The organism is Pseudomonas sp. NPDC089396, from assembly GCF_044749545.1.
In the GTDB taxonomy this organism is placed as follows: Bacteria; Pseudomonadota; Gammaproteobacteria; order Pseudomonadales; family Pseudomonadaceae; genus Aquipseudomonas.
Map to the genome: position 1 here is coordinate 49,044 of NZ_JBIVIC010000001.1, position 26,362 is coordinate 75,405.

At 63.2% G+C, this 26,362-nt stretch carries 28 protein-coding genes; 10 read left to right on the top strand and 18 right to left on the bottom strand.

Going from position 1 to position 26,362, the window contains the following annotated elements; translation table 11 throughout:
• Positions 1–21: 21 nt before the first annotated feature.
• A complete protein-coding gene (gene katE, locus ACIPZB_RS00230) occupies positions 22–2,166 on the bottom strand; it encodes a catalase HPII (protein WP_400638544.1) in 2,145 nt (714 codons plus the stop codon).
• A 227-nt stretch (positions 2,167–2,393) separates the two neighbouring features.
• On the opposite strand from katE, the gene ACIPZB_RS00235 reads away from it, so the two are divergent.
• From ACIPZB_RS00235 to ACIPZB_RS00245, 3 genes are all read left to right on the top strand, one after another.
• Positions 2,394–3,401: a methionine ABC transporter ATP-binding protein gene (locus tag ACIPZB_RS00235; RefSeq protein WP_008092089.1), complete on the top strand. Its 1,008-nt coding sequence runs from the start codon at positions 2,394–2,396 to the stop codon at positions 3,399–3,401.
• Positions 3,401–4,072, top strand: a complete 672-nt coding sequence (locus ACIPZB_RS00240; protein WP_400638545.1) for a methionine ABC transporter permease — start codon at positions 3,401–3,403, stop codon at positions 4,070–4,072. Before ACIPZB_RS00235 ends, ACIPZB_RS00240 begins: the two co-directional genes overlap by 1 nt.
• 64 nt (positions 4,073–4,136) lie before the next feature.
• Entirely contained in the window at positions 4,137–4,907 is a 771-nt protein-coding gene (locus tag ACIPZB_RS00245) for a MetQ/NlpA family ABC transporter substrate-binding protein (protein WP_400638546.1), read from the top strand.
• Between the two features lie 120 nt (positions 4,908–5,027).
• On the opposite strand, the gene ACIPZB_RS00250 is transcribed toward ACIPZB_RS00245, so the two are convergent.
• Genes ACIPZB_RS00250 through ACIPZB_RS00270 form a run of 5 tightly spaced genes read right to left on the bottom strand, consistent with a single transcriptional unit; the run spans position 5,028 to position 8,914 of the window.
• Entirely contained in the window at positions 5,028–5,660 is a 633-nt protein-coding gene (locus ACIPZB_RS00250) for an SCO family protein (protein ID WP_400638547.1), read from the bottom strand.
• The gene (cyoE, locus tag ACIPZB_RS00255; protein ID WP_400638548.1) at positions 5,657–6,550 is read right to left on the bottom strand and encodes a heme o synthase; all 894 of its coding nucleotides are present in this window, start codon (positions 6,548–6,550) and stop codon (positions 5,657–5,659) included. Before cyoE ends, ACIPZB_RS00250 begins: the two co-directional genes overlap by 4 nt.
• Positions 6,535–7,614 carry a heme A synthase gene (locus ACIPZB_RS00260; RefSeq protein ID WP_400638549.1) on the bottom strand — a complete coding sequence of 360 codons (1,080 nt, stop codon included), beginning with the start codon at positions 7,612–7,614 and terminating at the stop codon, positions 6,535–6,537. Before ACIPZB_RS00260 ends, cyoE begins: the two co-directional genes overlap by 16 nt.
• A gap of 9 nt (positions 7,615–7,623) precedes the next feature.
• Positions 7,624–8,208 (bottom strand): hypothetical protein, encoded by a 585-nt coding sequence (locus tag ACIPZB_RS00265; protein WP_400638550.1) that lies wholly within the window; start codon positions 8,206–8,208, stop codon positions 7,624–7,626.
• Positions 8,174–8,914, bottom strand: a complete 741-nt coding sequence (locus ACIPZB_RS00270) for an SURF1 family protein (RefSeq protein WP_400638551.1) — start codon at positions 8,912–8,914, stop codon at positions 8,174–8,176. Before ACIPZB_RS00270 ends, ACIPZB_RS00265 begins: the two co-directional genes overlap by 35 nt.
• Positions 8,915–8,979: 65 nt before the next feature.
• Here ACIPZB_RS00270 and ACIPZB_RS00275 point away from each other — a divergent pair, with 65 nt between their 5' ends.
• Positions 8,980–9,183 (top strand): twin transmembrane helix small protein, encoded by a 204-nt coding sequence (locus ACIPZB_RS00275; protein ID WP_016394254.1) that lies wholly within the window; start codon positions 8,980–8,982, stop codon positions 9,181–9,183.
• A 129-nt stretch (positions 9,184–9,312) separates the two neighbouring features.
• On the opposite strand, the gene ACIPZB_RS00280 is transcribed toward ACIPZB_RS00275, so the two are convergent.
• Genes ACIPZB_RS00280 through coxB form a run of 4 tightly spaced genes read right to left on the bottom strand, consistent with a single transcriptional unit; the run spans position 9,313 to position 13,553 of the window.
• Positions 9,313–10,200, bottom strand: a complete 888-nt coding sequence (locus ACIPZB_RS00280) for a cytochrome c oxidase subunit 3 (protein WP_400638552.1) — start codon at positions 10,198–10,200, stop codon at positions 9,313–9,315.
• Positions 10,201–10,216: 16 nt separating this feature from the next.
• Positions 10,217–10,783, bottom strand: coding sequence for a cytochrome c oxidase assembly protein (locus ACIPZB_RS00285; protein WP_400638553.1), 567 nt, complete (start codon positions 10,781–10,783; stop codon positions 10,217–10,219).
• Positions 10,784–10,792: 9 nt separating this feature from the next.
• Complete coding sequence (gene ctaD / locus ACIPZB_RS00290; RefSeq protein ID WP_400638554.1) at positions 10,793–12,382, bottom strand: cytochrome c oxidase subunit I; 1,590 nt, start codon at positions 12,380–12,382, stop codon at positions 10,793–10,795.
• Between the two features lie 43 nt (positions 12,383–12,425).
• On the bottom strand, positions 12,426–13,553 hold the full coding sequence (coxB, locus tag ACIPZB_RS00295) for a cytochrome c oxidase subunit II (protein WP_400638555.1): 1,128 nt from the start codon (positions 13,551–13,553) through the stop codon (positions 12,426–12,428).
• A gap of 368 nt (positions 13,554–13,921) precedes the next feature.
• Here coxB and ACIPZB_RS00300 point away from each other — a divergent pair, with 368 nt between their 5' ends.
• Complete coding sequence (locus ACIPZB_RS00300) at positions 13,922–14,563, top strand: hypothetical protein (protein WP_008092107.1); 642 nt, start codon at positions 13,922–13,924, stop codon at positions 14,561–14,563.
• 127 nt (positions 14,564–14,690) lie between these two features.
• Here ACIPZB_RS00300 and ACIPZB_RS00305 read toward each other — a convergent pair whose 3' ends face one another.
• From ACIPZB_RS00305 to prlC, 5 genes are all read right to left on the bottom strand, one after another.
• Complete coding sequence (locus tag ACIPZB_RS00305) at positions 14,691–16,217, bottom strand: SulP family inorganic anion transporter (RefSeq protein ID WP_400638939.1); 1,527 nt, start codon at positions 16,215–16,217, stop codon at positions 14,691–14,693.
• Between the two features lie 196 nt (positions 16,218–16,413).
• Positions 16,414–17,133, bottom strand: coding sequence for a carbonic anhydrase (locus tag ACIPZB_RS00310; RefSeq protein ID WP_008092112.1), 720 nt, complete (start codon positions 17,131–17,133; stop codon positions 16,414–16,416).
• A 272-nt stretch (positions 17,134–17,405) separates the two neighbouring features.
• Positions 17,406–18,464 carry a PA0069 family radical SAM protein gene (locus ACIPZB_RS00315; protein ID WP_400638556.1) on the bottom strand — a complete coding sequence of 353 codons (1,059 nt, stop codon included), beginning with the start codon at positions 18,462–18,464 and terminating at the stop codon, positions 17,406–17,408.
• A gap of 81 nt (positions 18,465–18,545) precedes the next feature.
• Complete coding sequence (locus ACIPZB_RS00320) at positions 18,546–18,827, bottom strand: YheV family putative zinc ribbon protein (RefSeq protein WP_008092114.1); 282 nt, start codon at positions 18,825–18,827, stop codon at positions 18,546–18,548.
• A complete protein-coding gene (gene prlC / locus ACIPZB_RS00325; RefSeq protein WP_400638557.1) occupies positions 18,824–20,875 on the bottom strand; it encodes an oligopeptidase A in 2,052 nt (683 codons plus the stop codon). Before prlC ends, ACIPZB_RS00320 begins: the two co-directional genes overlap by 4 nt.
• 102 nt (positions 20,876–20,977) lie before the next feature.
• Between prlC and ACIPZB_RS00330 the strand changes: the two genes are divergently transcribed.
• Both ACIPZB_RS00330 and ACIPZB_RS00335 read left to right on the top strand, forming a co-directional pair.
• Positions 20,978–21,526, top strand: coding sequence for a gamma carbonic anhydrase family protein (locus ACIPZB_RS00330; RefSeq protein ID WP_008092117.1), 549 nt, complete (start codon positions 20,978–20,980; stop codon positions 21,524–21,526).
• 19 nt (positions 21,527–21,545) lie between these two features.
• Positions 21,546–22,196: an HAD family hydrolase gene (locus ACIPZB_RS00335; RefSeq protein ID WP_400638558.1), complete on the top strand. Its 651-nt coding sequence runs from the start codon at positions 21,546–21,548 to the stop codon at positions 22,194–22,196.
• Positions 22,197–22,341: 145 nt separating this feature from the next.
• Here the strand turns inward: ACIPZB_RS00335 and ACIPZB_RS00340 are convergent, their stop codons facing one another.
• A complete protein-coding gene (locus ACIPZB_RS00340) occupies positions 22,342–23,415 on the bottom strand; it encodes an aminopeptidase (protein WP_400638559.1) in 1,074 nt (357 codons plus the stop codon).
• Positions 23,416–23,500: 85 nt separating this feature from the next.
• On the opposite strand from ACIPZB_RS00340, the gene ACIPZB_RS00345 reads away from it, so the two are divergent.
• Both ACIPZB_RS00345 and ACIPZB_RS00350 read left to right on the top strand, forming a co-directional pair.
• The gene (locus ACIPZB_RS00345; RefSeq protein WP_400638560.1) at positions 23,501–23,914 is read left to right on the top strand and encodes a hypothetical protein; all 414 of its coding nucleotides are present in this window, start codon (positions 23,501–23,503) and stop codon (positions 23,912–23,914) included.
• Between the two features lie 55 nt (positions 23,915–23,969).
• Positions 23,970–24,383, top strand: coding sequence for a hypothetical protein (locus ACIPZB_RS00350; RefSeq protein ID WP_176511713.1), 414 nt, complete (start codon positions 23,970–23,972; stop codon positions 24,381–24,383).
• 29 nt (positions 24,384–24,412) lie between these two features.
• Here ACIPZB_RS00350 and ACIPZB_RS00355 read toward each other — a convergent pair whose 3' ends face one another.
• Together ACIPZB_RS00355 and ACIPZB_RS00360 are read right to left on the bottom strand one after the other, a co-directional pair.
• Positions 24,413–24,646 carry a DUF1161 domain-containing protein gene (locus ACIPZB_RS00355; RefSeq protein WP_400638561.1) on the bottom strand — a complete coding sequence of 78 codons (234 nt, stop codon included), beginning with the start codon at positions 24,644–24,646 and terminating at the stop codon, positions 24,413–24,415.
• A gap of 73 nt (positions 24,647–24,719) precedes the next feature.
• Positions 24,720–25,145, bottom strand: a complete 426-nt coding sequence (locus ACIPZB_RS00360; protein ID WP_008092126.1) for an OsmC family protein — start codon at positions 25,143–25,145, stop codon at positions 24,720–24,722.
• A 153-nt stretch (positions 25,146–25,298) separates the two neighbouring features.
• Between ACIPZB_RS00360 and ACIPZB_RS00365 the strand changes: the two genes are divergently transcribed.
• Positions 25,299–26,303 (top strand): LLM class flavin-dependent oxidoreductase, encoded by a 1,005-nt coding sequence (locus ACIPZB_RS00365; RefSeq protein WP_400638562.1) that lies wholly within the window; start codon positions 25,299–25,301, stop codon positions 26,301–26,303.
• Positions 26,304–26,362: the final 59 nt, after the last annotated feature.

Genomic DNA, 26,362 nt, shown 5'->3' on the forward strand with positions numbered 1-26,362 from the left:
CGGCGATGAAGCCGACACCGATCAGGCAGGAATAGCCTCTGCCGCCGCCTCCCGCTCCCACACCCGATGCCCTTCGACCGCTTTGACGAAGGCCTCCACGGTCTTCTGGTCATCCCCCAGCAACAACCCCTTGTCCTCCTTCAGCCCCAGACCGGCCACCAGTGCCTTGGCCTCGTTGGCCAGCACCATCGCCTTCAGGTGTTTGTAGCCCTCAAGCAGGAAATGCTTGGCCACACCGCTGGCGGCCAACGCATCGATCGAACCCTGCCCACCCGGAACGACGATCCCGTCGAACATGATCGAAGGCATCCCCTCGATCGACGCCGCCACCGGCAATGCCTTGCCATCCGCCGTCTTCACCGGCGCCGAAGTCGGCCCCAGCAGCATGGGTCGCGCGCTTTGCGCCTCAAGCGCCTTCACCAGGGTATCGACACTCGAAGCATTCACACCATCGGCCACCACGACCGCGATCTTGCGTCCCTTGATGCCCACATCACCGGGGTGGTTCATCTGGCTCAAGGCCTTGGACTGCGCGGGTTTGCTGCCTTTTACCTGGACCGTGCCCTGCTTGGGCGCAGGCAGCCCGAGGTTGGCCGCCACCGCCGCCGCCAGCTTCAGATCGATGTTGGCCAGGATCTCGTTCACCTCGCGGGTGCGAATTTCCTCACGCTCCACCTTGCCCAGCTCAAAGCTGTAGGCCTTGATGATGTGCTGCTGCTCGTTCGGGCTCATGCTCTGGAAGAACAGCCGCGCCTGGGAAAAGTGATCGCCGAACGACTCGCTGCGCTGGCGGATCTTGTGCGCCTCGATGCGCTCCTGGTAGCTCTCGAAGCCACCATCCTGCGCGGCGGGCGGGGTTTCTTTCGGCCAGCCGCCATCGATCGAATTGGGTTCGTAGGACGCACGCCCCTTGTCGATGGTCATGCGGTGCATGGCATCGCGCTGGCTGCTGTGGTTCGGCGCCACCGGCCGGTTGATCGGGATTTCGTGGAAGTTCGGCCCGCCCAGGCGACTGATCTGGGTATCGGTGTAGGAAAACAGCCGGCCCTGCAGCAAAGGGTCATTGCTGAAGTCGATGCCCGGCACGATGTGCCCGGGGCAGAAGGCGACCTGCTCGGTTTCAGCGAAGAAGTTGTCCGGGTTGCGGTTGAGCACCATCTTGCCCAGCAGCGTCACCGGCACCAGTTCTTCGGGAATGATCTTGGTGGGGTCGAGCAGGTCGAAGTCGAATTTATGCTCGTCGGCCTCGGGGACGATCTGCACGCCCAACTCCCATTCCGGGTAGTCCCCTTTCTCGATCGCGTCCCACAGGTCGCGACGGTGGAAGTCGGTGTCCTTGCCCGCCAGCTTCTGGGCTTCGTCCCAGAGCACCGAGTGCACGCCCTGGCGCGGCTTCCAGTGGAACTTGACGAAGCTGGCCACGCCATCGGCGTTGATCAGGCGGAAGGTGTGCACGCCAAAGCCTTCCATCATCCGCAGGCTGCGCGGAATGGCCCGGTCGGACATCGCCCAGATGACCATGTGCGCCGACTCCGGCACCAGCGAGACGAAATCCCAGAAGGTGTCGTGGGCCGAGCCGCCGGTGGGCATTTCGTTGTGCGGTTCGGGTTTCACCGCGTGCACGAAGTCGGGGAACTTGATCGCATCCTGGATGAAGAACACCGGCATGTTGTTGCCGACCAGGTCGAAATTGCCTTCATCGGTGTAGAACTTCACCGCAAAGCCGCGCACATCGCGCACCGTGTCACCCGAACCGCGCGGCCCCTGCACGGTGGAAAAGCGCACGAATACCGGGGTGATTTTCTCAGGGTCCTGCAGGAAACCCGCCTTGGTCAGCTCGGCGTGGTTGCCGTAGCTCTGGAAATAGCCATGGGCCCCGGTACCGCGGGCGTGGACGATGCGTTCGGGTATGCGCTCGTGGTCGAAGTGGGTGATCTTCTCGCGCATGATGAAGTCTTCGAGCAGCGACGGCCCCCGGGCCCCCGCCTTCAGGGTGTTCTGGTTATCGGCAACTTTCACCCCTTGGTTGGTGCGCAGCGCCTGGCCGGTGGCATCGCTGCGAAAAGCCTCCAGGCTCTGCAATTTGGCATTGGTATTGGCCCGGTCAGGGGTCTGGGTGCCGGCGGCCTCACTGTGCTTGGGCGCGTCCGTTTTCTTGCTGGGCATGGTCGGCTCTCCTCATCAGTCTTCAGGCGTGCCCGTAGCGGGCTTGTTCCACTAGTGACTGGAAGGCTTTGCCGAGCGTTCAATCGGGATTACCAGTTGTCGCGTTATGCCCGATGGATTGGAGCATTACGAAATAAATGCTAAGAACAGCTATGGGAAAAGGCTAAAATGCGCCACCCCAGCTAACCGCTGACCCCAAATTCCATGCGCCCCACAAGGTTCGCTACGTGATCGAGTTCCAACATGTACACAAGACCTACCGCGTCGCCGGTAGGGAAATCCCCGCCCTGAACCCGACCAGCCTGACCATCGAAGACGGCCAGGTGTTCGGCCTGATCGGCCATTCCGGCGCTGGCAAAAGCACCATGCTGCGCCTGATCAACCGCCTGGAAGAGCCTTCCGGTGGCAAGATCATCGTCGACGGCGAAGACGTCACCGCGTTCAATGCCAACCAGCTGCGCGGCTTCCGCCAGCAGGTCGGGATGATCTTCCAGCACTTCAACCTGCTGGCCTCCAAGACCGTCGCCGACAACGTCGCCCTGCCGCTTACCCTGGCCGGCGAACTGTCGCGCCGCGAGATCGACCAGCGTGTCAGCGAACTGTTGGCCCGCGTGGGCCTGCAAGACCACGCCAGGAAGTACCCGGCCCAGTTGTCTGGCGGCCAGAAGCAGCGCGTCGGCATTGCCCGCGCCCTGTCCACCAACCCGAAGATCCTGCTGTGCGACGAGGCCACCAGTGCCCTCGACCCGCAGACCACGGCGTCGGTGCTGCAACTGCTGGCCGAGATCAACCGCGAGCTGAAACTGACCATCGTGCTGATCACCCACGAAATGGACGTGATTCGCCGGGTCTGCGACCGCGTGGCCGTGATGGATGCCGGGCTGATCGTCGAGCAGGGCTCGGTGGCCGAGGTGTTCCTGCACCCGCAGCACCCGACTACCAAGCGCTTCGTCCAGGAAGACGAGCAGGTCGACGAAGGCGAACAACGCGACGACTTCGCCCATGTGCCGGGCCGCATCATCCGCCTGACCTTCCAGGGCGATGCCACCTACGCGCCGCTGCTGGGCACCGTGGCCCGCGAAACCGGTGTGGACTACAGCATCCTCGCCGGGCGTATCGACCGCATCAAGGATGTGCCCTATGGGCAGCTGACCCTGGCCGTCACCGGCGGCGACATGGAAGCGGCATTCGACCGCTTCAAGGCAGCTGACGTACATATGGAGGTACTGCGTTGATGGACGCCCTGAATTTCTTCGCCAACGTCGACTGGGCCGAAATCTGGCTGGCCACCGTCGATACCATGATCATGCTGTTCGGCTCGCTGTTCTTCACCGTACTGCTGGGCCTGCCGCTGGGCGTGCTGCTGTTCCTCTGCGGCCCGCGTCAGATGTTCGAGCAGAAGGGCGTGTACGCGCTGCTGTCGCTGATCGTCAACATCCTGCGCTCGCTGCCGTTCATCATCCTGCTGATCGTGATGATCCCGATCACCGTGCTGATCACCGGTACTTCGCTGGGTGTGGCCGGTGCCATCCCGCCGCTGGTGGTGGGTGCCACGCCGTTCTTCGCGCGCCTGGTGGAAACCGCCCTGCGTGAAGTGGACCGCGGCATCATCGAGGCCACCCAGTCGATGGGTGCCACCACCCGCCAGATCATCACCAACGCGCTGCTGCCAGAAGCCCGCCCGGGCATCTTCGCCGCCATCACCGTCACGGCCATTACCCTGGTGTCGTACACCGCGATGGCCGGCGTGGTCGGCGCAGGCGGCCTGGGCGACCTGGCCATCCGCTTCGGCTACCAGCGCTTCCAGACCGACGTCATGGTGGTCACCGTGGTGCTGTTGCTGATACTGGTTCAAATCCTGCAGAGCGTGGGCGACAAACTGGTCGTGCATTTTTCCCGTAAGTAACCCCAATGGGGTCGGCCCGGCCGACCCGTTCGGGGGCCGTCGCGGCCCTCACAAGGAGTGATTCATGAAGAAGCTGCTTGCTGTTGCTGCCGCCGTTGCGGCCTTCTCGGCCCATGCCGGGGACCTGACTGTCGCCGCCACCCCGGTGCCGCACGCCGAGATCCTCAACTTCGTCAAACCGCAGTTGGCAAAGGAAGGCGTGGAGCTGAAGGTCAAGGAATTCACCGACTACATCCAGCCGAACGTGCAAGTGGCCGAAAAGCGCCTGGACGCCAACTTCTTCCAGCACCAGCCGTACCTTGATGAGTTCAACAAGGCCAAGGGCACCCAGCTGGTGAGCGTGGCCGGCGTGCACATCGAGCCGCTGGGCGTTTACTCGACCAAGATCAAGAAGCTCGACGAGCTGTCTTCCGGCGCCACCGTGGTCATCCCCAACGACGCCACCAACGGCGGCCGTGCCTTGCTGCTGCTGGACAAGGCCGGCGTGATCAAGCTCAAGGACAACAAGAACATCCTGTCGACCGTCAAAGACATCACCGGTAACGACAAGGGCTTGAAGTTCCGCGAGCTGGAAGCAGCCACCATCCCGCGCGTGCTGACCCAGGTCGATATCGCCCTGATCAACACCAACTATGCGCTGGAAGCCAAGCTGAACCCGGAGAAAGACGCGCTGGCCATCGAAGGCAGCGACTCGCCTTACGTGAACATCCTGGTTGCCCGCCCGGACAACAAGGATTCGGATGACATGAAGAAACTGGCGGCGGCGCTGCACTCGCCAGAGGTGAAGCAGTTCATCGTCGAGAAGTACAAGGGCGCTGTCGTTCCGGCGTTCTAAGCTGGAGCATCTCGTTGCCCCTATCGCCGGCAAGCCGGCTCCCACAGTTACAGCGCAGGTCTCTGGCTGTGCGCAATCAATGTGGGAGCCGGCTTGCCGGCGATGCTTTTGCAGCCTGCATCAATCCCGCTTGACCAGCCCCGGCAACTGCGCCACCAGCTTCTGGTTGTTGAACGGCGCACGAATGAACCCCCGCTGACGCCCATCCGGCCCGACAACGGCCAGGTTACCGCTGTGATCCACGGTATACCCCGGCTTGCTGGTATCGGCCGGAATGAACGGAATGCTCAAGGCATTGGCAAGCTTCTGGGTATCTTCGATCGACCCCGCCACCCCCACGAAATCCTTGTCGAAGTAGCCCAGGTACTGTTTGAGCTGGGTCGGCGTATCGCGATTCGGGTCCACGCTCACCAGCACCACCTGCAAACGGTCCACGGCCTCCTTCGGCAGCTCGCTCTTCACCTGGCGCAGCTGGGCCAAGGTGGTCGGGCAGATGTCCGGGCAGTAGGTGTAGCCGAAGAACAGCAGCGACCATTTGCCCTTGAGATCGTCCAGCTGCACCGGCTGGCCATCCTGGTTGGTCATGGTCACATCGGCCACCGTGCGGCTCTGCGGCAGGAGGATGATGCCGGCGTCGATCAGCTCGGTCGGGTTGGGCTGATCGCGGCCATTGAGCACCTTGTTGACGGTCAGGCCCAGGATCAGCGCGACGACGGCAACGAGGATGAAGACGGTTTTCTGGGTTCTGGTCATAGGCTCAGCAACAGGTAGTGGTCAACGAGCAACGCGACGAACAGCGCGAACAGGTAGCCGATAGAGTACTTGAAGGTGCCGATCGCCGCGTGCGGCCGGCTGCCACGGTACAACACCCAGGCCCAGTGCAGGAAGCGCAGGCCCAGGGCGAGGGCACAGGCCAGGTAGAGTGGGCCGCTCATGTGGATGGCATAGGGCAGCAGGGTCACCGCCAGCAGAATCAGGCTGTAGAGCAGGATATGCAGCTTGGTGTAGCGCTCGCCGTGGGTCACCGGCAGCATCGGGATATCGGCCTTGGCGTATTCGGCCTTGCGGTGCAGGGCCAGGGCCCAGAAATGCGGGGGCGTCCAGGCGAAGATGATCAGCACCAGCAACAACGGCTCGGCGCTGATATGCCCGCTCACCGCTACCCAGCCGAGCAACGGCGGGGCCGCCCCGGCCAGGCCACCGATGACGATATTTTGGGGCGTGGCCCGCTTGAGAAAGCCGGTGTAGAGCAGCGCATAACCGAGCAGCGAGGCCAGGGTGAGCCAGGCGGTGAGGGCATTGGTGAACACCAGCAGCAAGGCCATCCCCAGTAGCGCCAGGGCTAGCGCGAACAAGAGCGCCGGCAGCGGCTCGACCCGCCCCTGGGCCAATGGGCGTTTGTGCGTACGCGCCATCAGCGCGTCGATCCGCCGGTCCACCACGTGGTTGACCACTGCCGCACCGCCCGCGCACAGGCCGATTCCCAGATTGCCGAACAGCAGCACGCTCCAGCTCACACCCGCCCGGGTGGCGAGCAACATCCCCACCAGCGAAGTGATCAGCATCAGCACCACGACCTTGGGCTTGGTCAGCTCCAGGTAGTCGCGCCAGCCGACACGCCAGGCATTCAGAAGCGTCGCCACGAGCCGTTCCTCATGTGTTGGGAGATGGCCACGCCAGCGACCGGCCGCAAGCGCCAACCATGGCCGACACCCATGCGCACCTTGTCGACCACGCGGATGCGGTAGTTGACCAGCACCATGCTCAGCAGCAACAGGGCGCCGCCGGCGTTGTGCGCCACAGCCACGGCGAGCGGCAACTGGAACACCACGTTGCTGATGCCCAGGCCAACCTGCAGCGCCAAGGCGCACAGCACCAGTCGCGCCAGGCCGGGCAAGCCACAGCGATACAGCTTCCAGCTGAGCATCAGCAGCACGCAGGTGACCAGCAGGGCACCGAGGCGATGGCTGATATGGATGGCCGTGCGCGCATCGCTGTCCAGCTGCCCACCCAGGTAGTTGGGGCCGACATGCTGAGTCAGGTGGAAGCCGTTGCTGAAGTCCGCTGTCGGCCACCACTGGCCATGGCAAGTGGGCAAATCGATGCAGGCGACCGCCGCATAGTTGGCGCTGACCCAGCCGCCCAGGGCGATCTGGCCGATGACCACCAGCAACGCCAACGCAGCGATCCGACGCAGACTCAAGGGCAACTTCGGCAGGGGCGCAAAGGCCCGGGATAGACGCAGGGACAGCAGCAACAGCAGGCTCAGGGTGGTGAAGCCGCCGAGCAGATGCGCGGTGACCACTTGCGGCCACAGTTTCAGCGTCACCGTCCACATGCCGAACGCCGCCTGGGCCAGCACCACGCCCAGTAACAGCAAGGGCAGGCGGTAGGGCTGACCGTCGCGGGCATGGCGCCGAACAGCCTGCAAGGCCAGCAGGGCAATCACCAGTGCCAGGGTTCCGGCGAAGTAGCGATGGACCATCTCGGCCCAGCCCTTGGCTTCTTCCACCGGGTGCTCGGGGAAGTGCAGCTCGGCATGGGCCAGCTGGGCATCGGTCTTGGGCACGCTGATGAAGCCATAGCAACCCGGCCAGTCAGGGCAGCCCAGGCCAGCATGGGTCAGGCGGGTGTAGGCACCGAGCAGGACGACCAGCAGTGCCAGCAGGGTGGCGAAAACAGCAAGGCGAAATCCAGGTCTGGCCATGGCAGGCTCCTAGCCGATGTTGGACAGCTTGAGCAGGTGGCGCAGGTCGTCCAGCACATGCTTGCCGTTGACCTTGCCGCCATAGCGCAGCACCAGGTTGCCGTGCGGGTCGACGATCCACAGCTGCGGACCGGGTTCGCCGACCTTCTGCACGTAGTGCGGGGCATCCAGTGGATAACGTTGCAGCTGCGGGTACTCCCGCCCCAGCAGGTCCTGGTAATCCGCGCTCAACGGCTGGGCAGCGGCCAGGGCATGGCTGGCGCGGCTGGCGTCACGGCCCAGGCCGACCTGGATCTGCCGGGCCAGGTACACCAGGCGCTGGCAATCCTCGGCACAGGCCTCGGGCGCCGCGACCAGCAGCTGCCAACGTGCGTCCTCGCCCGCGATACCGATATCGGCGCGCGTCTGGCCGTTGCCGATCATCGCCCCGTGATAGCTGCGCCCGTCCGGTACCCAGAACTTGAGCTTGTACATGCTGGTGGCCAGGATCATCGGGCCAAGCACTACCAGGAGGATCAGGATCAGTTGCAAACGCCCGCGGGCTCTGGGTTTGCCACGTTCAGGCGGGTCCAGTGGAGTGGTGGCGGCGGCCATGGTGATTCTCCTTTTTGTCGTGCCAGCCAAAGTAGAGGTAGAGCAGCACCAGGGCGCCGGCCAGGGCAAACCACTGCACGGCGTAGCCCAGGTGCTTTTCCGGGCCCATGGCGACTACCGGCCAGTCCAGGCGGTAGCTGGCCGGGCCGGGCTGCAGGCGCAGTTCGTAGGCAAAGCCCTCGCGGTCGAGCTGCTGCCACAGCTGTTCGGGGTGTATGGCCGTCAGCAGGTGCGGCCACTGGCCGCCCACCGGGTCGGGGTGCAACTGGAAGGTGCTACCCGGCGCCACGTACACCGAGGCATCCAGGGCCAGCGCCTGACTGGGCGTGTCGAATTGCACCGGCACGCGCCGGTCGGGCCACGCCAGCCAGCCACGGTTGACCAATAGCCAGAGGCCGCTGGGCTGGTCGTGGAACGGCTGCAGCAGCTCGACACCGGCCTGCCCGTCACGCATGCGGTTGTCCAGCAGCAGGCTGTGCGCGGCATCGAAACGGCCATACAGGTGGACCTGGCGGAAGGCCGGGTCGCTGCTTTGCTGCAAGCTGGAAGTGGCCAACGGCGCATCAGCACTGCGCTGGGCGTAGGTAGCCAGGAGCGCGCGCTTCTCGTCGGCCCGGCCAAGCTGCCAGCAGCCCAGCGCAATCAACCCCGGCAGCAGCGCGAGCACCACCAGGGTCGGTATCCAGCCCGGACGGAATGGCCTCATCGAAGGCTCGTCAGGTCAGTCGCTATACTTGTATTCATCACTGCATTCCCCCCGGAGTTGTCGCCATGCTCAAGGCCGCGATTGTCCTGATGCTGTTGGCCACGGTTGCCAGCCTGTTCAGTGGCCTGGTGTTTCTGGTCAAGGACGATGAGAACTCGACCCGCCTGCTCAAGGCGCTGACCGTGCGTGTCACCTTGGCCAGCCTGACCATAGGCCTGGTGGCGTATGGCTTCATCAGTGGCCAGCTTGTTTCTCATGCACCTTTCTAATAGCTGCACCGACCCTCTGTAGGAGCGGCCTTGTGTCGCGAAAGGGGTGCGAAGCAGCCCCACAATCCCATCGTCACAGCAAAAATCGCGGGGGCCGCTTTGCGGCCCTTTCGCGACACAAGGCCGCTCCTACAGCACATACACAAAGATGAACAACCCCACCCACACCACGTCGACGAAGTGCCAGTACCAGCTGGCCGCTTCGAAACCGAAGTGCTTCTCAGGGTTGAAATGCCCGCGCAGGATGCGCACGAACATGACGATCAGGATGATCGTGCCCAAGGTCACGTGGGCACCGTGGAACCCCGTAAGCATGAAGAACGTCGCGCCGTAGATCCCCGACCCCAGGGTCAGCCCCAGCTTGGTATAGGCCTCGTGGTACTCGTAGGCCTGCAACGTAATAAAGCTGATGCCCAGAATGATGGTCAGTGCCATCCACAGCTTCAGCGCACCGCGATGGTCACGGCGTAGGGCGTGGTGGGCGATGGTGATGGTCACGCTGGAGCTGACCAGCAGAATGGTGTTGATCAGCGGCAGGTGCCACGGGTCGATGACTTCCTTGGGCGGCGGGAACAGCTTGGGGTCTGGCGTGTGCAACAGCGGCCAGGCGAATTCGAAGCTGGGCCAGAGCATGTGCGCGACACCCTTGGCCCCCTCGCCACCGAGCCATGGCCCGGCCAGCACGCGCACATAGAACAGCGCGCCGAAGAAGGCCATGAAGAACATCACTTCAGAGAAGATGAACCAGCTCATGCCCCAGCGGAACGAGCGGTCAAGCTGCGAGCTGTAGAGCCCGGCTCGGCTTTCCTTGACCACCGCCCCGAACCAGCCGAACAGCATGTAGACCAGGAACAGAGCGCCGACGAAGAAGATCAGCGGCCCGTGGGAGTCGGGGTGGCCGGCCTTGAGGTCGTTGAACCAGGTACCCAGGCCGAACACGGTGATGAACATGCCGATGGTGGCGATGATCGGCCACTTGCTCTGCGCCGGAACATAGTAGTGCTCGTGACTTGCCATTGCTGTTCTCCTTCCCTTAACGGGCGCCCTGGACGTCCTGGGCCGCGTTGTGGGCGACCGGCGGGTGGCGAGCGGTGATGTCGAACAAGGTGTAGGCCAGTGTCAGGTGCTTCACGCTGGCCGGCAGGTCGCGGTCGACGATGAAGCGCACCGGCATTTCGATGCGTTCGCCGGGCTGCAGCACCTGCTGGGTAAAGCAGAAGCACTCGGTCTTGTGGAAGTACGCCGCGGCTTCGGCCGGGGTGATGCTGGGGATGGCCTGGGCACTCATGGGCCGGTCGGTCGGGTTGTGGGCGATGAAGATCATCTGGTTGACCGCCCCCGGGTTGACCTCGAGCTGGTCGGCGGTGGAATAGAAGTCCCAGACCATGTCGCTGGCATTGGTGGACATGAACTGCACCCGCACCGAGCGCGAGGTGTCGCTGACCTGGCTGCCCTCGTACTGCCCACCGGTCTTGCCATTGATGCCGAAGGCCTTGCACATCACGTCATAGATCGGCACCAGGGCGAAGCCGAAGGCGAACATCACCACCGTCAGCATCAGCAGGCGCAGCACCAGGCGTTTGAGCGGTTGGCCGGTCATGGCGGTTCCCTATTTCACTTCCGGTGGGGTCTGGAAGGTGTGGTAGGGCGCAGGCGAGGGGATCGACCACTCCAGGCCCTCGGCACCGTCCCACGGCTTGGCCGGTGCCGGCGCGCCGCCGCGGATGCACTTGATGACGATGAACAGGAAGAAGATCTGCGTGGCGCCGAACATGAAGGCGCCGATCGACGACACCATGTTGAAGTCGGCGAACTGCAGGTTGTAGTCAGGGATACGCCGTGGCATGCCGGCCAGGCCAACGAAGTGCATGGGGAAGAAGGCCATGTTCATGCCGACGAACGACAGCCAGAAGTGCAGTTTGCCAAGGGTTTCGTCGTACATGTGCCCGGTCCACTTCGGCAGCCAGTAGTAGGCCGAGGCGAAAATGCCGAAGATCGCCCCCGGCACCAGCACGTAGTGGAAATGCGCCACCACGAAGTAGGTGTCGTGGTACTGGAAGTCGGCCGGGGCAATCGCCAGCATCAGCCCGGAGAAGCCACCGATGGTGAACAGGATGACGAAGGCGATGGCGAACAGCATTGGTGTCTCGAAGGTCAGCGAGCCTTCCCACATGGTGCTGACCCAGTTGAACACCTTCACCCCGGTGGGCACGGCAATCAGCATGGTGGCGTACATGAAGAACAGCTCACCGACCACCGGGATGCCGACCACGAACATGTGGTGGGCCCAGACGATGAACGAGAGGAAGGCGATGGCCCCGGTGGCATAGACCATCGAGGTGTAGCCGAACAGTGGCTTGCGCGAAAACGCCGGGATGATCGAACTGACCGCGCCGAAGGCCGGCAGGATCATGATGTACACCTCGGGGTGGCCGAAGAACCAGAACACATGCTGGAACAGCACTGGGTCGCCACCGCCGGCGGCGCTGAAGAAGCTGGTGCCGAAGTGGATGTCCATCAGCATCATGGTCACCACGCCGGCCAGCACCGGCATCACCGCAATGAGCAGGAACGCGGTGATCAGCCAGGTCCAGACGAACAATGGCATCTTCATCAATGTCATGCCGGGTGCGCGCAGGTTGAGGATGGTGGCGATCACGTTGATCGCGCCCATGATCGAGCTGATGCCCATCAGGTGAATGGCGAAGATGAAGAAGGTGACGCTGGCCGGTGCGTAGGTGGTCGACAGCGGCGCATAGAAGGTCCAGCCGAAGTTGGGCCCGCCGCCCGGGGTGAACAAGGTCGAGACCAGCAGCAGGAACGCCGCCGGCAGCAGCCAGAAGCTGAAGTTGTTCATCCGCGGCAGGGCCATGTCCGGCGCGCCGATCATCAGCGGGATCATCCAGTTGGCCAGGCCGACGAAGGCCGGCATCACGGCGCCGAACACCATGATCAGACCGTGCATGGTGGTCATCTGGTTGAAGAACGCAGGTTCCACGATCTGCAGCCCGGGCTGGAACAGTTCGGCGCGGATCACCATGGCGAACGAGCCGCCGAGTAGGAACATGATGAAGCTGAACCACAGGTACATCGTGCCGATGTCCTTGTGGTTGGTGGTCAGCACCCAGCGCATCAGGCCCTTGGCCGGGCCGTGCGCGTGGTCATGGCCGTGGGCGTGGTCGTCGATCACTGCACTCATGTCCTGTCTCCTGCAATCCATTGATTGCCGCGAGTAACCCGGTTCATTGCGCTTCTGCCTGCTTGAGCGCCAGCACGTCCTTCGGCGTGACCATGTCGCCTTTGTTGTTGCCCCAGGCGTTGCGCTCGTAGGTGACCACGGCGGCGATGTCGACTTCCGACAGCTGCTTGCCGAATGCGGCCATGGCAGTGCCAGGCTTGCCATGGAAGACGATGCCCAGGTGGCCTTCCTTCGGCCCGGTGGCGATCTTCGAGCCCTTGAGCGCCGGGAACATCGGCGGCAGGCCCTGACCTTCGGCCTGGTGACAGGCGACGCAGGTGGTGTGGTAGACCTTGTCGCCGCGCTCGACCAGCTCTTCGAGGGTCCATTCCTTGCTGGTCAGCTCCTTGAGCTTGGCCGCCTCGGCCTTGCGCTCGCCGAGCCAGGTGTCGTAGTCGGCCTTGGACTTGACCTCGACCACCACCGGCATGAAGCCGTGGTCCTTGCCGCACAGCTCGGTGCACTGGCCGCGGTAGATGCCGGGTTTCTCGATGCGCGTCCAGGCTTCGTTGACGAACCCCGGGATAGCGTCACGCTTGACCGCGAAGGCCGGTACCCACCAGGAATGGATCACGTCGGCGGCGGTCACCAGAAAGCGCACTTTCGCCCCCACCGGCAGCACCAGCGGCTGGTCGACTTCGAGCAGGTAATGCTCGTCCTTGGCAGCCTTGTTGTGGATCTGGTCGGCAGGGGTAGCCAGGTTGCTGAAGAACTCCACGTCCTGGCCCAGGTATTTGTAGTGCCATTTCCACTGGTAGCCGGTGACCTGGATGTCGATGTCCGACTCGCTGGCGTCGTAGATGTCGATCAGGGTCTTGGTGGCGGGGATGGCCATGGCCACGAGAATCAGGAAGGGGACCACGGTCCAGAGGATTTCCACCCAGGTATGCTCGTGGAAATGCGCGGCCTGCTGGCCAGTGGAACGCCGGTGCAGGACCATGGACCAGAACATCGCGCCGAACACCACGACGCCGATGATCACGCAGATCCAGAAGATGGTCATGTGCAGGTCGAACACGGCGTTGGAGACTTCCGTCGCCCCTGGCGCCATGTTCACGGTCCAGGCGGCGTTGGCCTGACCGAAAACCGACCACAACAGAAGGCCCATCCAGACATGTGGATGTCGCATCATTGCGGGTTCCCCTTCTAGTTCTTGTTGTCCCGAAGGCGTGGCCTGCGGCAAGCGGGAACGGCGGTCAAGACTGCTGGCTTCGACGACCGAGCCCCCTGCGAAAGCAGACGGGCCTCATCAACGAATCACGTTCATCCCGAGTATAGACACCGACCAATGGCACGCAACGCGAGGGGAGAAATGAACTGCATGAAATCGTGAAATGACGCGCAAGCCGCGCGCTAGATAGGGTCTGGCATAATGGTGGCACTTGGTTATACCCAACAGCGCACACGTTTGCGAGATTTATAACAAATGAGTCTTAGGTATTCGGTATACCGAGCTAATTTAGTGTCTTCCGTTTGAAACGTCTTGTCCCTGGAGTTGTCATGAACATCGCTGCTGTACGCGAGCAAATTAGCCAAGCCCACGATCACGAAGGCCGTACCGGTCAACTGAAAGAGCGTCTCGAGCTGCAACTGCCACACCTGCACCCCTCGATCCAACTGCCTGAGCAGGACGCCCAGGGTACTTTGGCGCGCTTCGTCAGCGCTTACATCGACCAGGTTCCAGAGCTGATCGAGGCTGCCCATGAGGTGGCCCGCGAAGCCGGTATCGAGTCGCAGATCAAACCGGTTCTGAAGATCGCCGAAGCCTATTTCCTGCAACCACCGAGCGTGATGCAGGGGCAAGTGGGCCTGGACTGCCTGCTGGATGAAGCCTACCTTGCGCATCGCCTGGTGGAAGAAGTGAACGACCTGTACATCCGCCATTTCCAGCAGCCGCTGATTCCTTTCGATACCACCCTGGCCAACCTGATCGCGCATCAGCTGATCGGCGAGACCTTTGCCAACCAGCTGGATGAGGTTGTGCACCATTCGGTGGATGAGATGCTCAACGACGAAAGCTTTGCAGCAGAGTCGGTGGAAGCCTACCGCGAGGCCCTGTGCAGCCCGGAAACCGGCGCCGCCTGGAAGCGCTGGCCATGCCTGTCGCGCCAGCTGGGTGTGGAGCTGGGCCAGCCGGCCTGACCCTACCGGCCCTATCGCCGGCAAGCCGGCTCCCACAGGGTCAGCACATTGCCCGAGCCTTGTGCAGTACCTGTGGGAGCCGGCTTGCCGGCGATAGGGCCAGTTCAGTCAGCCAAGCGGTCAGCCCCTAAGCCCCAACCCCCGCCGTCGTGCGCATCCGCCCCTCGATCCGCCGCTTCAACCGCCGCTGCTCGATCACCAACCGCGACCCATGAGCGGTATTGCTCCGGCTCCAGTCCTCAAGCAATTCAAGGCAAGCGTGGTCGATATAGCTGAGGTTGCCCAACGGCACATGCAGCGTGGTCCCCGCCGGTACGGTATCCAGCACCTGGGTCAGTGCAGGCACCTTGAGGAACGTGGCGGCACCTCCCAGGCGCAGCTCCATGTGCCCAACCTTGTCCAGGCTCACCAGGTTGATCTTCAGGCGTGCCGCCTTGAAGGCCAGTTTCAGCAGCGTCAGGGCAAAGCCCAGCAGCACCCCCGTCAGCAGATCGGTAAAGATGATCGCCAGCGCAGTCGCCGCGTAGGTGAACATCGGCATCCGCCCATAGCGCCCCAATCCACGCAACGCCTTCACATCCACCAGCTTGATCCCCGTGAACACCAGCACACCCGCCAGGCTGGCCACCGGAATCTGCTGCAGCACACTGCTGAGCATCACGACGAAGGCCAGCAGCCACAGACCATGGAAGATGGCTGAAGCGCGGGTCTGCGCACCGGCCTGTACGTTCGCCGAGCTGCGCACGATCACGCCGGTCATCGGCAAGGCGCCAAGCACACCGCAGAGCATGTTGCCGATCCCCTGGGCCGACAGCTCGCGGTCGAAGTCCGAACGCTGGCCGCTGTGCATGCGGTCCACGGCGGCGGCCGACAGCAAGGTTTCGGCACTGGCGATGAAGGCCAGGGCGAAGGCCGCCACCAGCAAGGTGGGGTCGGCGAGCTTGAGCAGGTCATCCGGGCGTATCCAGTCGATGGCTTGCGAGAGGTCCGCCGGAACCTGCACCCGGTTCACCGGCAGCGCCAGCCACAGGCTGATCGCCGTCATGGCCGCCACGCCCAGCAGGGCACCGGGAATGAAGCGCAGCTTCTGCGGCCGCAGCCGCTCCCAGGCCCACATCACGGCGATGGTGCCCAGGCCGAGTGCCCCGGCCTGCCAGCCTGCGCCTGCGCTTTCCAGTGGCAGGGCAGCGGCGACGGTCGCGGGGAACGCCAACAGGTTCTGCATGCCGGAGGGCTGCGGCGCCGTGTCGAACATCACGTGCACCTGTGACAGCACGATGAGCACGCCAATACCGGCCAGCATGCCGTACACCACCGCTGGCGCCGTGACGCGGAACCAGCAACCCAGGCGCAAGCGCCCTGCCAGCAACTGCAAGACCCCGGCAAGCAGCAGGATCGGCCCGAGCATGGCCACGCCATGCTGGCGCACCAGCTCGAACACCAGCACCGCCAGGCCTGCGGCGGGGCCGCTGACCTGCAGGGGCGAGCCTGCCAGGAAGCCCACCACGATACCGCCGATGATGCCGGTAATCAGGCCCTTCGCCGGCGGCATGCCCGAGGCGATCGCGATACCCATGCACAACGGCAGGGCGACCAGAAAGACCACCACTGACGCCAACAACTCACGCGGCAGGGCCGCTTTCAACTGTGTCATGTTCACCGTGTTTCTCCTTTCTCAGTCACACGGCCATTCCTCTGGCCGTGGGCACGTTGGCCCCTGACACGCGCCCAGGCGCAAGCCGCCAGCGAGGATGCCGGCAGGACAATCAGGGAATTCAAGGCAGCAGAAGGCCGCGCCACACCCTAATGGGTGCAGCCGGCTATCAAGGTTCTAGCGTGGGACGGGTCGCTTAGTAGCGGCCTCTCGGAGTGGCGCAGGGGACCGGCTCACCAGCAGCCAAAGGCAGGAAGCTGTCGCTGAGGGCGTCGTAGGCTTCGATCTTGCTGGTTTCGATGTCGTACACCCAGCCGTGGATGTACAGCTCGCCAGCCGCCAGGCGCGAAGCCACGGACGGGTGGGTGCGCAAGTGGTGCAGCTGGGCGATGACGTTTTCCTTGGTCAGCACCTGCATGGTTTCATGCTCGCTGCCGCAGGAGCAGTTGTTCTCGACCACGGTGCGTGCCACTTCGGCGTGACGCAGCCAGGCGGAAACGGTCGGCATCTTGGCCAGCGACTGCGGGTTGAGTACCGCACGCATGGCACCGCAGTCGGAGTGTCCACAGATGATGATGTGGTGCACCTTCAGCGCCGAAACCGCGTACTCGATGGCGCTGGAAACACCGCCGTTCATCTGGCCATAAGGCGGCACCACGTTACCGACGTTACGGGTCACGAACAGGTCGCCTGGCGAGCTCTGAGTGATCAGCTCGGGGACGATGCGCGAGTCGGCACAGGTGATGAACATGGCGCGTGGGGTTTGCGCCGTGGCGAGCTTCTTGAACAGCTCTTGTTGCTCGGGAAAGACGTCATGGTGAAAACGCAGGAAGCCGTCGACGATGTGCTTCAGGGCGGCATCGGCGCTTTCCGCCGGGGCCTGCGGAATGACCTTGGATGGGTCCTTGACGGGCATGATTCATCCTCTTGACGGTGTTTTGGTAAATCCAGTTTACCGGTGAAAGATTCTGGCTATGCAGGGTTTTAGATGACACGCACGAGCCATAGATCACAGTCTTCGTGGACTGGTTTCCTACGCTAGCGGGGAAAACTTAACTGAAACTTAATTCGAAGGCTCTAGAACAGGTGTTCCAGAAGAGAAAGGCGGGATCTGAATAATAGCAAAAAAGCATCAACTGCCAAGAGCCCAGAATCAAATTATGAGCTTGGATTAGTTGGATTGAGGGATCAGAACAGCGCCATCTGCCCGCCGGGTGGACAGAATGCCGAACAATCCAGTGCCTGCGCTTCCCGCCCTTCGAACTGCAGGCGCCGCATCGCCTTGGCAAAGCGCTGCGCCAGCAGCTCGGCGAACACACCTTCTCCCCGCATTCGCGCGCCGAACCGGCTGTCATACAGCTCGCCACCCCGGCTTTGCCGAATCAGGCTGAGCACATGGGTCGCCCGCTGGGGATAATGGTCCTGCAGCCACTGCTCGAACAGCGGCGCCACTTCCAGCGGCAGGCGCAGCATCATGTAGGCCGCGCTTTGCGCGCCAGCCTCCTTGGCCGCTTCGAGCAGGCGCTCCAGTTCGCTGTCATTGATCATCGGAATCATCGGCGAACACAGAACGCCCACCGGTACGCCTGCCTCGCGCAACACCCGGATCGCCCGCAGCCGCGCCTTGGGTGACGCCGCGCGCGGCTCCAGTACTCGCTTGAGGTCATCGTCCAGCGTGGTCAGGCTGATCATCACCCGCGCCAGCCGCTGGCTGGCCATCTCGGACAACAGGTCGAGATCGCGCAACACCAGCGAGCCCTTGGTGACGATGGTCACCGGGTGGCGAAAGCGCAGCAGCACTTCCAGCAGGCGCCGGGTCAGTAGCTGCTCGCGCTCGATGGGTTGGTAGGGGTCCGTGTTTGAGCCCAGGTTGATCGGCGCGCAGACGTAGCCCGGCTTGCTCAGCTGTTGCGCGAGCACGTCGGCGGCGTTGGTCTTGGCGATCAGCTTGGTTTCGAAGTCCAGGCCCGGAGAAAGGTCCCAGTAGGCATGGGAAGGGCGGGCATAGCAGTAGATGCAACCATGCTCGCAACCGCGATAGGGATTGATGGAGCGGTCGAAGGGCAGGTCGGGCGAGGTATTGCGGGTGATGACCGTCTTGGCCGTCTCGATGCGCACCTCGGTGCCCTGGGTGAGCGGCACTTCCTGGTACCAGCCGTCATCCTCCGCCACCGAACGGCTCGGGGCAAAACGGTTGTGCGGATTGTGCGCCGTGCCACGGCCTTTTTGCGGTGCTGGAGGAATCATCGCTCACCCCGATACTGTATTCATATACAGTATCGCGGTAAGGAGGATTCTTCCAGCGCCTCTGGTCAGCCAACGGAGCGCTTAGTCGGCCGGTTTCTTCAGCTTCGGGTTGGGGAAGAACTGCACCGTCTGCACTTTGGCCGGAGCTGCCTTGGGCGCCAGGTGGTTGACCCGGGTGCCCAGCTCCTTGGGTACCGACAGGCCCTGTTCATTGAGGGTGTCGGTAAAGCCGCAGGCCACGCATTCGCGGTGCGGCACGTCATCCTCGCTCCACATCATCAGCTTGTCCGGCTCGCTGCACGCCGGGCAGACCGCCCCGGCGATGAAGCGCTTCTTGGTCTTGTTCACAACTACCTCGCTCATGCCGCCGCGACCTCGCTCAGGCCGCAGTGGCGCAACAGTGCATCGATGGAAGGTTCGCGGCCGCGGAAGTCGACGAACAGCACCATCGGTTCGCGGGAACCACCACGGGCCAGAATCGCCTCACGGAAGGCGCGGCCGGTTTCAGCATTGAGCACACCTTCTTCCTCGAAGCGCGAGAAAGCATCCGCCGACAGGACTTCGGCCCACTTGTAGCTGTAGTAGCCCGCCGCGTAACCGCCGGCGAAGATGTGCGCAAAGCTGTTGGGGAAGCGGTTGTACGCCGGTGGACGCATGACCGACACCTCGTCGCGCACCCCTTCGAGCACCTGCAGCACGCTGCGGCCATCGCCATGGCTGGCGTGCAGCTCGAAGTCGAACAGCGAGAACTCCAGCTGGCGCACCATCATCATGCCCGACTGGAAGTTCTTCGCCGCCAGCATCTTGTCCAGCAGGTCCTGGGGCAGGGCGGTGCCCGTCTCGTAGTGGCCGGAGATCAGTGCCAGGCCTTCCGGCTCCCAGCACCAGTTTTCCATGAACTGGCTCGGCAGCTCGACCGCATCCCAGGCCACGCCGTTGATACCGGAAACACCGGCATGCTCGATGCGGGTCAGCAAGTGGTGCAGGCCGTGTCCGAACTCGTGGAACAGGGTGGTGACTTCGTCATGGGTCAGCAGCGCAGGCTTGCCGGGTGCGGCCGGGGTGAAGTTGCACACCAGGTTGGCCACCGGGCTCTGCAACGCGCCTTCGGCAGTACGGCGACGGTCGCGGGCGCCGTCCATCCAGGCGCCGCCACGCTTGTTGGCGCGGGCATAGAGGTCGAAGAAGAAGCGGCCGACGTGCTGGCCGTTTTCCTTGATCTCGAACAGGCGCACGTCCGGGTGCCAGCTGTCGAAGCCCTTGAGCTCGGCGATTTCGATGCCATAGAGGCGCTGGACGATGCTGAACAGGCCGGACAGCACCTTGTCGATCGGGAAGTAGGCGCGCAGGGTTTCCTGCGACACGCTGTAACGCTGCTCGCGCAGTTTCTCGCCAAAGTAGCCGGCGTCCCAGCTGGCCAGCTCGGCGCAACCTTGTTCGGCGGCGTAGGCCTTGAGCTGCTCCAGGTCCTGGGCGGCGAAGGGCTTGGAACGCTTGGCCAGGTCACGCAGGAAGCTCAGCACCTGGTCGCTGGATTCGGCCATCTTGGTGGCCAGGCTCAGTTCGGCGTAGTTCTTGTAGCCCAGCAGGGCGGCCAGTTCCTGACGCAGGTCGAGGATCTCGTGCATCACCGGGCCGTTGTCGAACTGGCCGGCATTCGGGCCCTGGTCCGAGGCACGGGTGCAGTAGGCGGCGTACAGCTCTTCACGCAGGGCGCGGTCGCTGGCGTAGGTCATCACCGCGTAGTAGCTGGGGAATTCCAGGGTGATCAGCCAGCCTTCGAGACCCTTGGCCTGGGCAGCGGCGGCCATCTGCGCCTTGGCCGAATCGGTCAGGCCGGCGAGGGCAGCTTCGTCAGTGACGTGCTTGGTCCAGGCTTGGGTGGCGTCGAGCAGTTGGTTGGAGAAACGGCTGCCCAGCTCGCTGAGTTTGCTTTGCACTTCGGCGTAACGCTGCTGCTGCTCGGCTGGCAGGTCGATACCCGACAGACGGAAGTCACGCAGGGCGTGCTCGAGGATGGTCTTTTGCGCCACGTCGAAGCCTGTGGCCTGCGGGCTGTTGATCAAGGCCTCGTAGGCTTCGAACAACGCACGGTTCTGGCCCAGTTCGGTAGAGTAGGCACTCAGCGCCGGCAGGCAGGACTCATAGGCCTCGCGCAATTCCTGGCTGTTGCACACCGCATTGAGGTGGCTCACGGGGCTCCAGGCGGCGCCCAGGCGGTCGTTCAGTTCGTCCATGGCCAGCACCAGGCCAGCCCAGGTGGGGTTCTTGCCTTGCTTTTCGAGGATCTCGGCAATGGCCTTGCGGTTATCGGCCAGGATCTGTTCGATGGCCGGCAGCACGTGTTCGGCACGGATCGCCGAGAAGGGCGGCAGATCATAGGATTGCAGAAGCGGGTTGTTGGCACTCACGGTTTGGATACCTTGGCAGAAGAAACACTGCCCCATCTTAATTACAATCGACGCCGACCGCAGCAGGCAGCCTGCCTATCGGCACAGATGAGAGACGCTATCATGGCCATCCGACGCTTCCAGCAACACACTCCGAAAGTTGCACCACGGGCCTTTGTCGACCGTTCGGCGGTGGTGCTGGGCGACGTGGAAATCGGCGAGGACAGCTCGGTGTGGCCGCTGACCGTGGTGCGCGGTGACATGCACCGCATCCGCATCGGTGCACGCACCAGCGTGCAGGACGGCAGCGTGCTGCACATCACCCATGCCGGCCCGTTCAACCCGGACGGTTTCCCGCTGATCATCGGCGACGAGGTGACCATCGGTCACAAGGTCATGCTGCACGGTTGCACCTTGGGCAATCGCATCCTGGTCGGCATGGGCAGTACCATCATGGACGGTGCCATCGTCGAGGACGAGGTGATCATCGGCGCCGGCAGCCTGGTGCCGCCAGGCAAGCGCCTGGAAAGCGGCTACCTGTATGTGGGCAGCCCGGTGAAGCAGGCCCGTCCATTGACCGACAAGGAGCGCGCTTTTTTCCCCTACAGCGCCAGCAACTACGTGAAGCTCAAGGACCAGCACCTGGCCGAAGGCTACGACCAACCTGAATGACTTGAGTGGAACCTCATACATGCACCAGCAGAACATCCTTTTCGACCTTGACGGCACCCTGACCGACCCGCGCCTGGGCATCACCCGCTCGATCCAGTTCGCCCTGGCCAAACTGGGCATCGACGAGCCGGACCTGACGCGTCTGGAGCACTTCATCGGGCCGCCCCTGCTGCAAGCCTTCATGCAGTTCTACAACTTCGACGAGGCAAAGGCGTGGGAGGCGGTGAACTTCTACCGGGAACGCTTCCGTGTCACCGGGCTTTACGAGAACCTGGTGTTCGATGGAGTGCCTGAGCTGCTCGAAGCGTTGAACGGCCAAGGCCGCACCCTGTACATCGCCACTTCCAAGCCTTGGGAATTTGCCCGCGAAATCGCCCGTCACTTTGCCTTCGACCATCATTTCAAGGTCATCTACGGCAGTGAGCTGGACGGTACGCGCACCAACAAGGTCGAACTGATTCGCCATTTGCTGGATGAGGAAGGGTTGGACCCGGCGCAGACGCTGATGATCGGTGATCGCAAACATGACCTGATCGGCGCGCGGAGCAATGGTTTGCAGGCGGTGGCAGTGGGGTATGGGTTTGGTAGCGAGGAAGAACTGAGGGCCGAGGAACCGGCCTTCCACTTTGCCACTGTGGCCGAATTGCATCAGGCCTTTAGCAAGGTCTGAGGTGCATTGGGGCTGCTTCGCAGCCCATCGCCGGCAAGCCGGCTCCCACAGGTGAGAGCAACTGTCTTGCTCAATTTCTAAAAGCTGGCGCGCTTCCTGTGGGAGCTGGCTTGCCAGCGATGGGCCGCAAAGCGGCCCCAAAATCTCACAGACTCCCCGCCAATCGGGTCAACGCCGCCTTGCGCTCTGCGACCGACAACCGCCCCAACGCTTCAACCCGCTCGTAGAACCGCGCCCAATCTCCCCCAACCACCCGAAACAGCGCCGCAAACGCCGGCACCCACTGGTCATACAGCCCAAACGGCAGCAACTTGGCATTGTTCATAGGTCCATAGATCCAGGCGTCGTAGCGCTTATCACCGCCCCATTCCCGGTCACGCACCTCACGGTACTGGCGCCGCAAGCGCGCAAACTCCGCCTGCTTGGCCGCACGCTTGTGCGCATCATCCAACGGCCCGGCATAAATCCCCTGCAGCCGCTCACGGCTCGCCAGCACCAGCCGGGTGAACTGCTCGCGCTGCCCGGCCTGGCTATCGTCAATCGCCGCAAGCCCACGCGCCGCACGCCATTGCCGCGTTCCTTCCTGCTCGACGAAGGTGGCGAATGACTCGTTGAACGCGGTGTCGTCCTGCAGGTAGAAACGCTGGTGGGCCAACTCATGGAAGATCAGCGTGGCCAGGCGCTCGTCTCCCCAACCGAGCATCGTCGACAGGATCGGGTCATCAAACCAGCCCAGGGTCGAGTAGGCCTCCACACCGCCCACATACACGTCCATGCCGTCCTGGCGCATCAACGCCGCCGCACCACGGGCCGCGCCCTTCTGGTAATAGCCGCGATAAGCGACGCAACCGGCAATCGGGAAGCAGTGCGTCACCGGCTGCAAGGACAGCTCGGGGGTGGCGAACACGTTCCACACCACGTAGGGACGCCCTAAGTCGGCGTACACGCGATAGCTGCGGTTGTCGGGCAGCTGCAGATGCTCGCTGGCGAACACCCGCGCCTGTTCAGCGTGCTGCAAGCGGGTACGCAATTGCGCGCTGCTGCTCGGGTCGGCAATCACCTGCTCCACGGGCTGGCGCGCGCGCAGCAGTTGCCATTGACCCTCGGCCAACTGGCCGTAATAGCCAAGGCTGCTGCAACCGTTCAGCAGAAAAACGCCCAAAACGGGAACCAAAGCGCTGAAAACGCGGTCGAGTGGCCCAGGGCCTGAGCGCTTCAAAAGAAAAAACCAAACCATCTTGGGCAGTCCAACTCGCTCACGGCCGATACGCTCCAAGACTATCTCGCCAATGGGGAGTTTCGCCATGCGTGCACTGTTCGTCGCCGGCTCACTGTTACTGGTATCGGCCTGTTCGACCCTGCCCAACCCGGACCCGAACCAAGCCTGGATCGACCTGACCCCGCACGACAACACCTCCCTGCACGCCGTCCAGGTTGACGAACGTGACTGGGCCGAAAGCCGCTATTTCGAGGTTCAGCCAGGCAGCCACGAGCTGACCGTGCGTTACCAGTTCCCGGTCACACCGAGCAATATCGGCCCGGACGCCGAGCCGCTGTGGCGCGATTGCCAACTCAACCTGACCTTCAAGGATTTCAGCGCTGGCCAGCGCTACCAGCTGCAGGCAGGCAGCATCGGCTTCCGCCCGTGGATCAAACTCTATGACGAGCAGCAGAAATTGCTCGGCCAGGGTATGCCGGCAGGCTGCCAACGCACCTGAACCGTGCAAACGGCGCTATGCTTGTAGCTTGTGAGTCGCAAGTGGGAGTTTCACCATGCGCCAGCCCATGATGCTGATCGCCCTCAGTGCACTGGGGGCTTGCGCCAGCCCCTTGCCGCCCGTCGACCCCAAGCAGGCCTGGGTTGACCTCTACACCATGACCCCTGGCCGGGTCATCATGGCCGACCGCCTCGATGGCAAACGGCTGGATGACGGCCGCTACTTCCAGGTCACGCCTGGCAAGCACGAGCTGGTGGTACGTTTCGATTACGAAATCTACGCCGGCGGCATGCTGACATCGCCGAAAGACCGCACCTGCTACCTGACCGTACGCTTCGACGACTTCAAGGCCGGCGAGCGCTACCGCCTGGAAGCCCGCGCACCGGTGATGGAGCCGCAAGTGCTGTTGTATGACGCCAGCCGCAAGGTGCTGGTGAACGAGCCCAGCGATGTGTTCTGCATCCCTTGAAATGCGGGGCCGCCACGCGGCCCCATCAGCTACCGGCCATTCTTCTGGTAGATGATTTTCTTGGTCCCGCCATCACAGCTGCCAACGACCATGTTCTGATCCTTGACCTCACTGTTGGGCACGATCTCCAGGGTATAGGTCTGTACGCCCTGGGCCTGGATCTTGGCTTCGATCTCGGCTTTCAGTTCCTCGCACGGTTTGACCGCCGCCAGTGCAGATGTGGCCAGCAGGGACGCCAGCACGGCGATTGCTACGCGGATCATGGAACGGCTCCTGAAAGGGCAGCGGTGCTGCCGATACCTCTTAGACTACAGGAAACCGCTCCCGTTGCGCCGCTTAGCCCACCAGCGTGGCGTCCAGGCTGATAGTGGCGTTCAGCACCTTCGACACCGGGCACCCGGCCTTGGCCTTGTTGGCGATTTCGAGGAACTGCGCTTCGCTGGCCCCAGGCACCTTGGCCTTGAGGATCAGGTGCACGGCGGTGATGGCAAAGCCATCGGGCTGTTTGTCGAGGCTGACTTCGGCGATGGTGTCGATCCGCTCTGCAGTCAGGCCCGCTTCGCCAAGCATCATCGACAGCGCCATCGAGAAGCAGCCCGCATGGGCGGCACCGATCAGTTCCTCCGGGTTGGTCCCAGGCGAGCCTTCGAACCGGGTGTTGAACCCATAGGGGTTCTGCTTGAGCGCGCCGCTTTCCGTCGAAAGCAGGCCCTTGCCATCCTTCAGGCCGCCTTGCCAGATCGCCGATGCTGTCTTTTTCATGATGCCTCCTGGTCACTTGGTTACATGCCTAAAGTTCAGAGGACGGCGCCCTACGGCAAGTTCAGAGCAATCTCGCAGCAGCCATTGAATACACCGAATATGCCCATACAGAGTTGAAAAGGCCTCAGGCCAACCCTGTTCCAGGAGACTTCGATGACGCTGCTGCGCGACCTGAAAATTTCCACCCTCGACCTGGTGCCGGTGCGCGCCGACGCAGGGCCTGCGCAATCGCTGCGCAATTCCCTGGACCTGGCCCAGCACGTCGAGCGCTTTGGCTATCACCGCTTCTGGGTGGCCGAACACCACAACATGGACGGCATCGCCAGTTCCGCCACGTCGGTGCTGATCGGTTACCTGGCGGGCGGCACCTCGACTATCCGCGTGGGCTCCGGCGGGGTCATGCTGCCCAACCATGCGCCGCTGGTAATCGCCGAGCAGTTCGGCACCCTGGCCAGCCTGTATCCGGGGCGCATCGACCTGGGCCTGGGCCGTGCGCCAGGCTCCGACCACATGACGGCCCATGCCCTGCGCCGCGAGCGCTCGGGCAGTGCCGACGACTTCCCGGACGATGTCGAGGAGCTTTCCCGTTACCTGGGCCCGCGCCTTGATGATCAAAAAGTGATCGCTGTGCCCGGCCACGACACCGAAGTGCCGATGTGGCTGCTCGGCTCCAGCCTGTTCAGCGCCCAGCTGGCCGGCATGCGCGGCATGCCCTATGCCTTCGCCTCGCATTTCGCTCCGCGCTACATGCATGAGGCGATCCGCATCTACCGCGACCATTTCAAGCCGTCCACCACGCTGGACAAGCCCTATGTGATGCTCGGCGTACCGATGGTGGTGGCGGAAACCGACGAGAAGGCCGAATACCTGGCCACCTCGGTGTACCAGCGCATCCTTGCGCTGATTCGCGGGCAAAGCCTGATGCAGCGGCCACCCGTGCAGAGCATGGACGGGCTGTGGCTGCCCCATGAGCGGGACGCGGTTAGCAGTTTCCTGGGGCTGGCGATGATCGGCAGCCCGCAGAAGGTGCGGGCCAAAGTGCAAGTGCTGCTGGAGCAGACCGGGGCGGATGAACTGATCTTTACCTGCGACCTGTATGAGCATGCCGACCGGGTGCGGTCTTATGAATTGATGGCGCAGGCATTGAAGGCCGAGTAGGACCTGATCGCCGGCAAGCTGGCTCCCACAGGGATATCAGCTGGCCCAAGGGCAGTGGG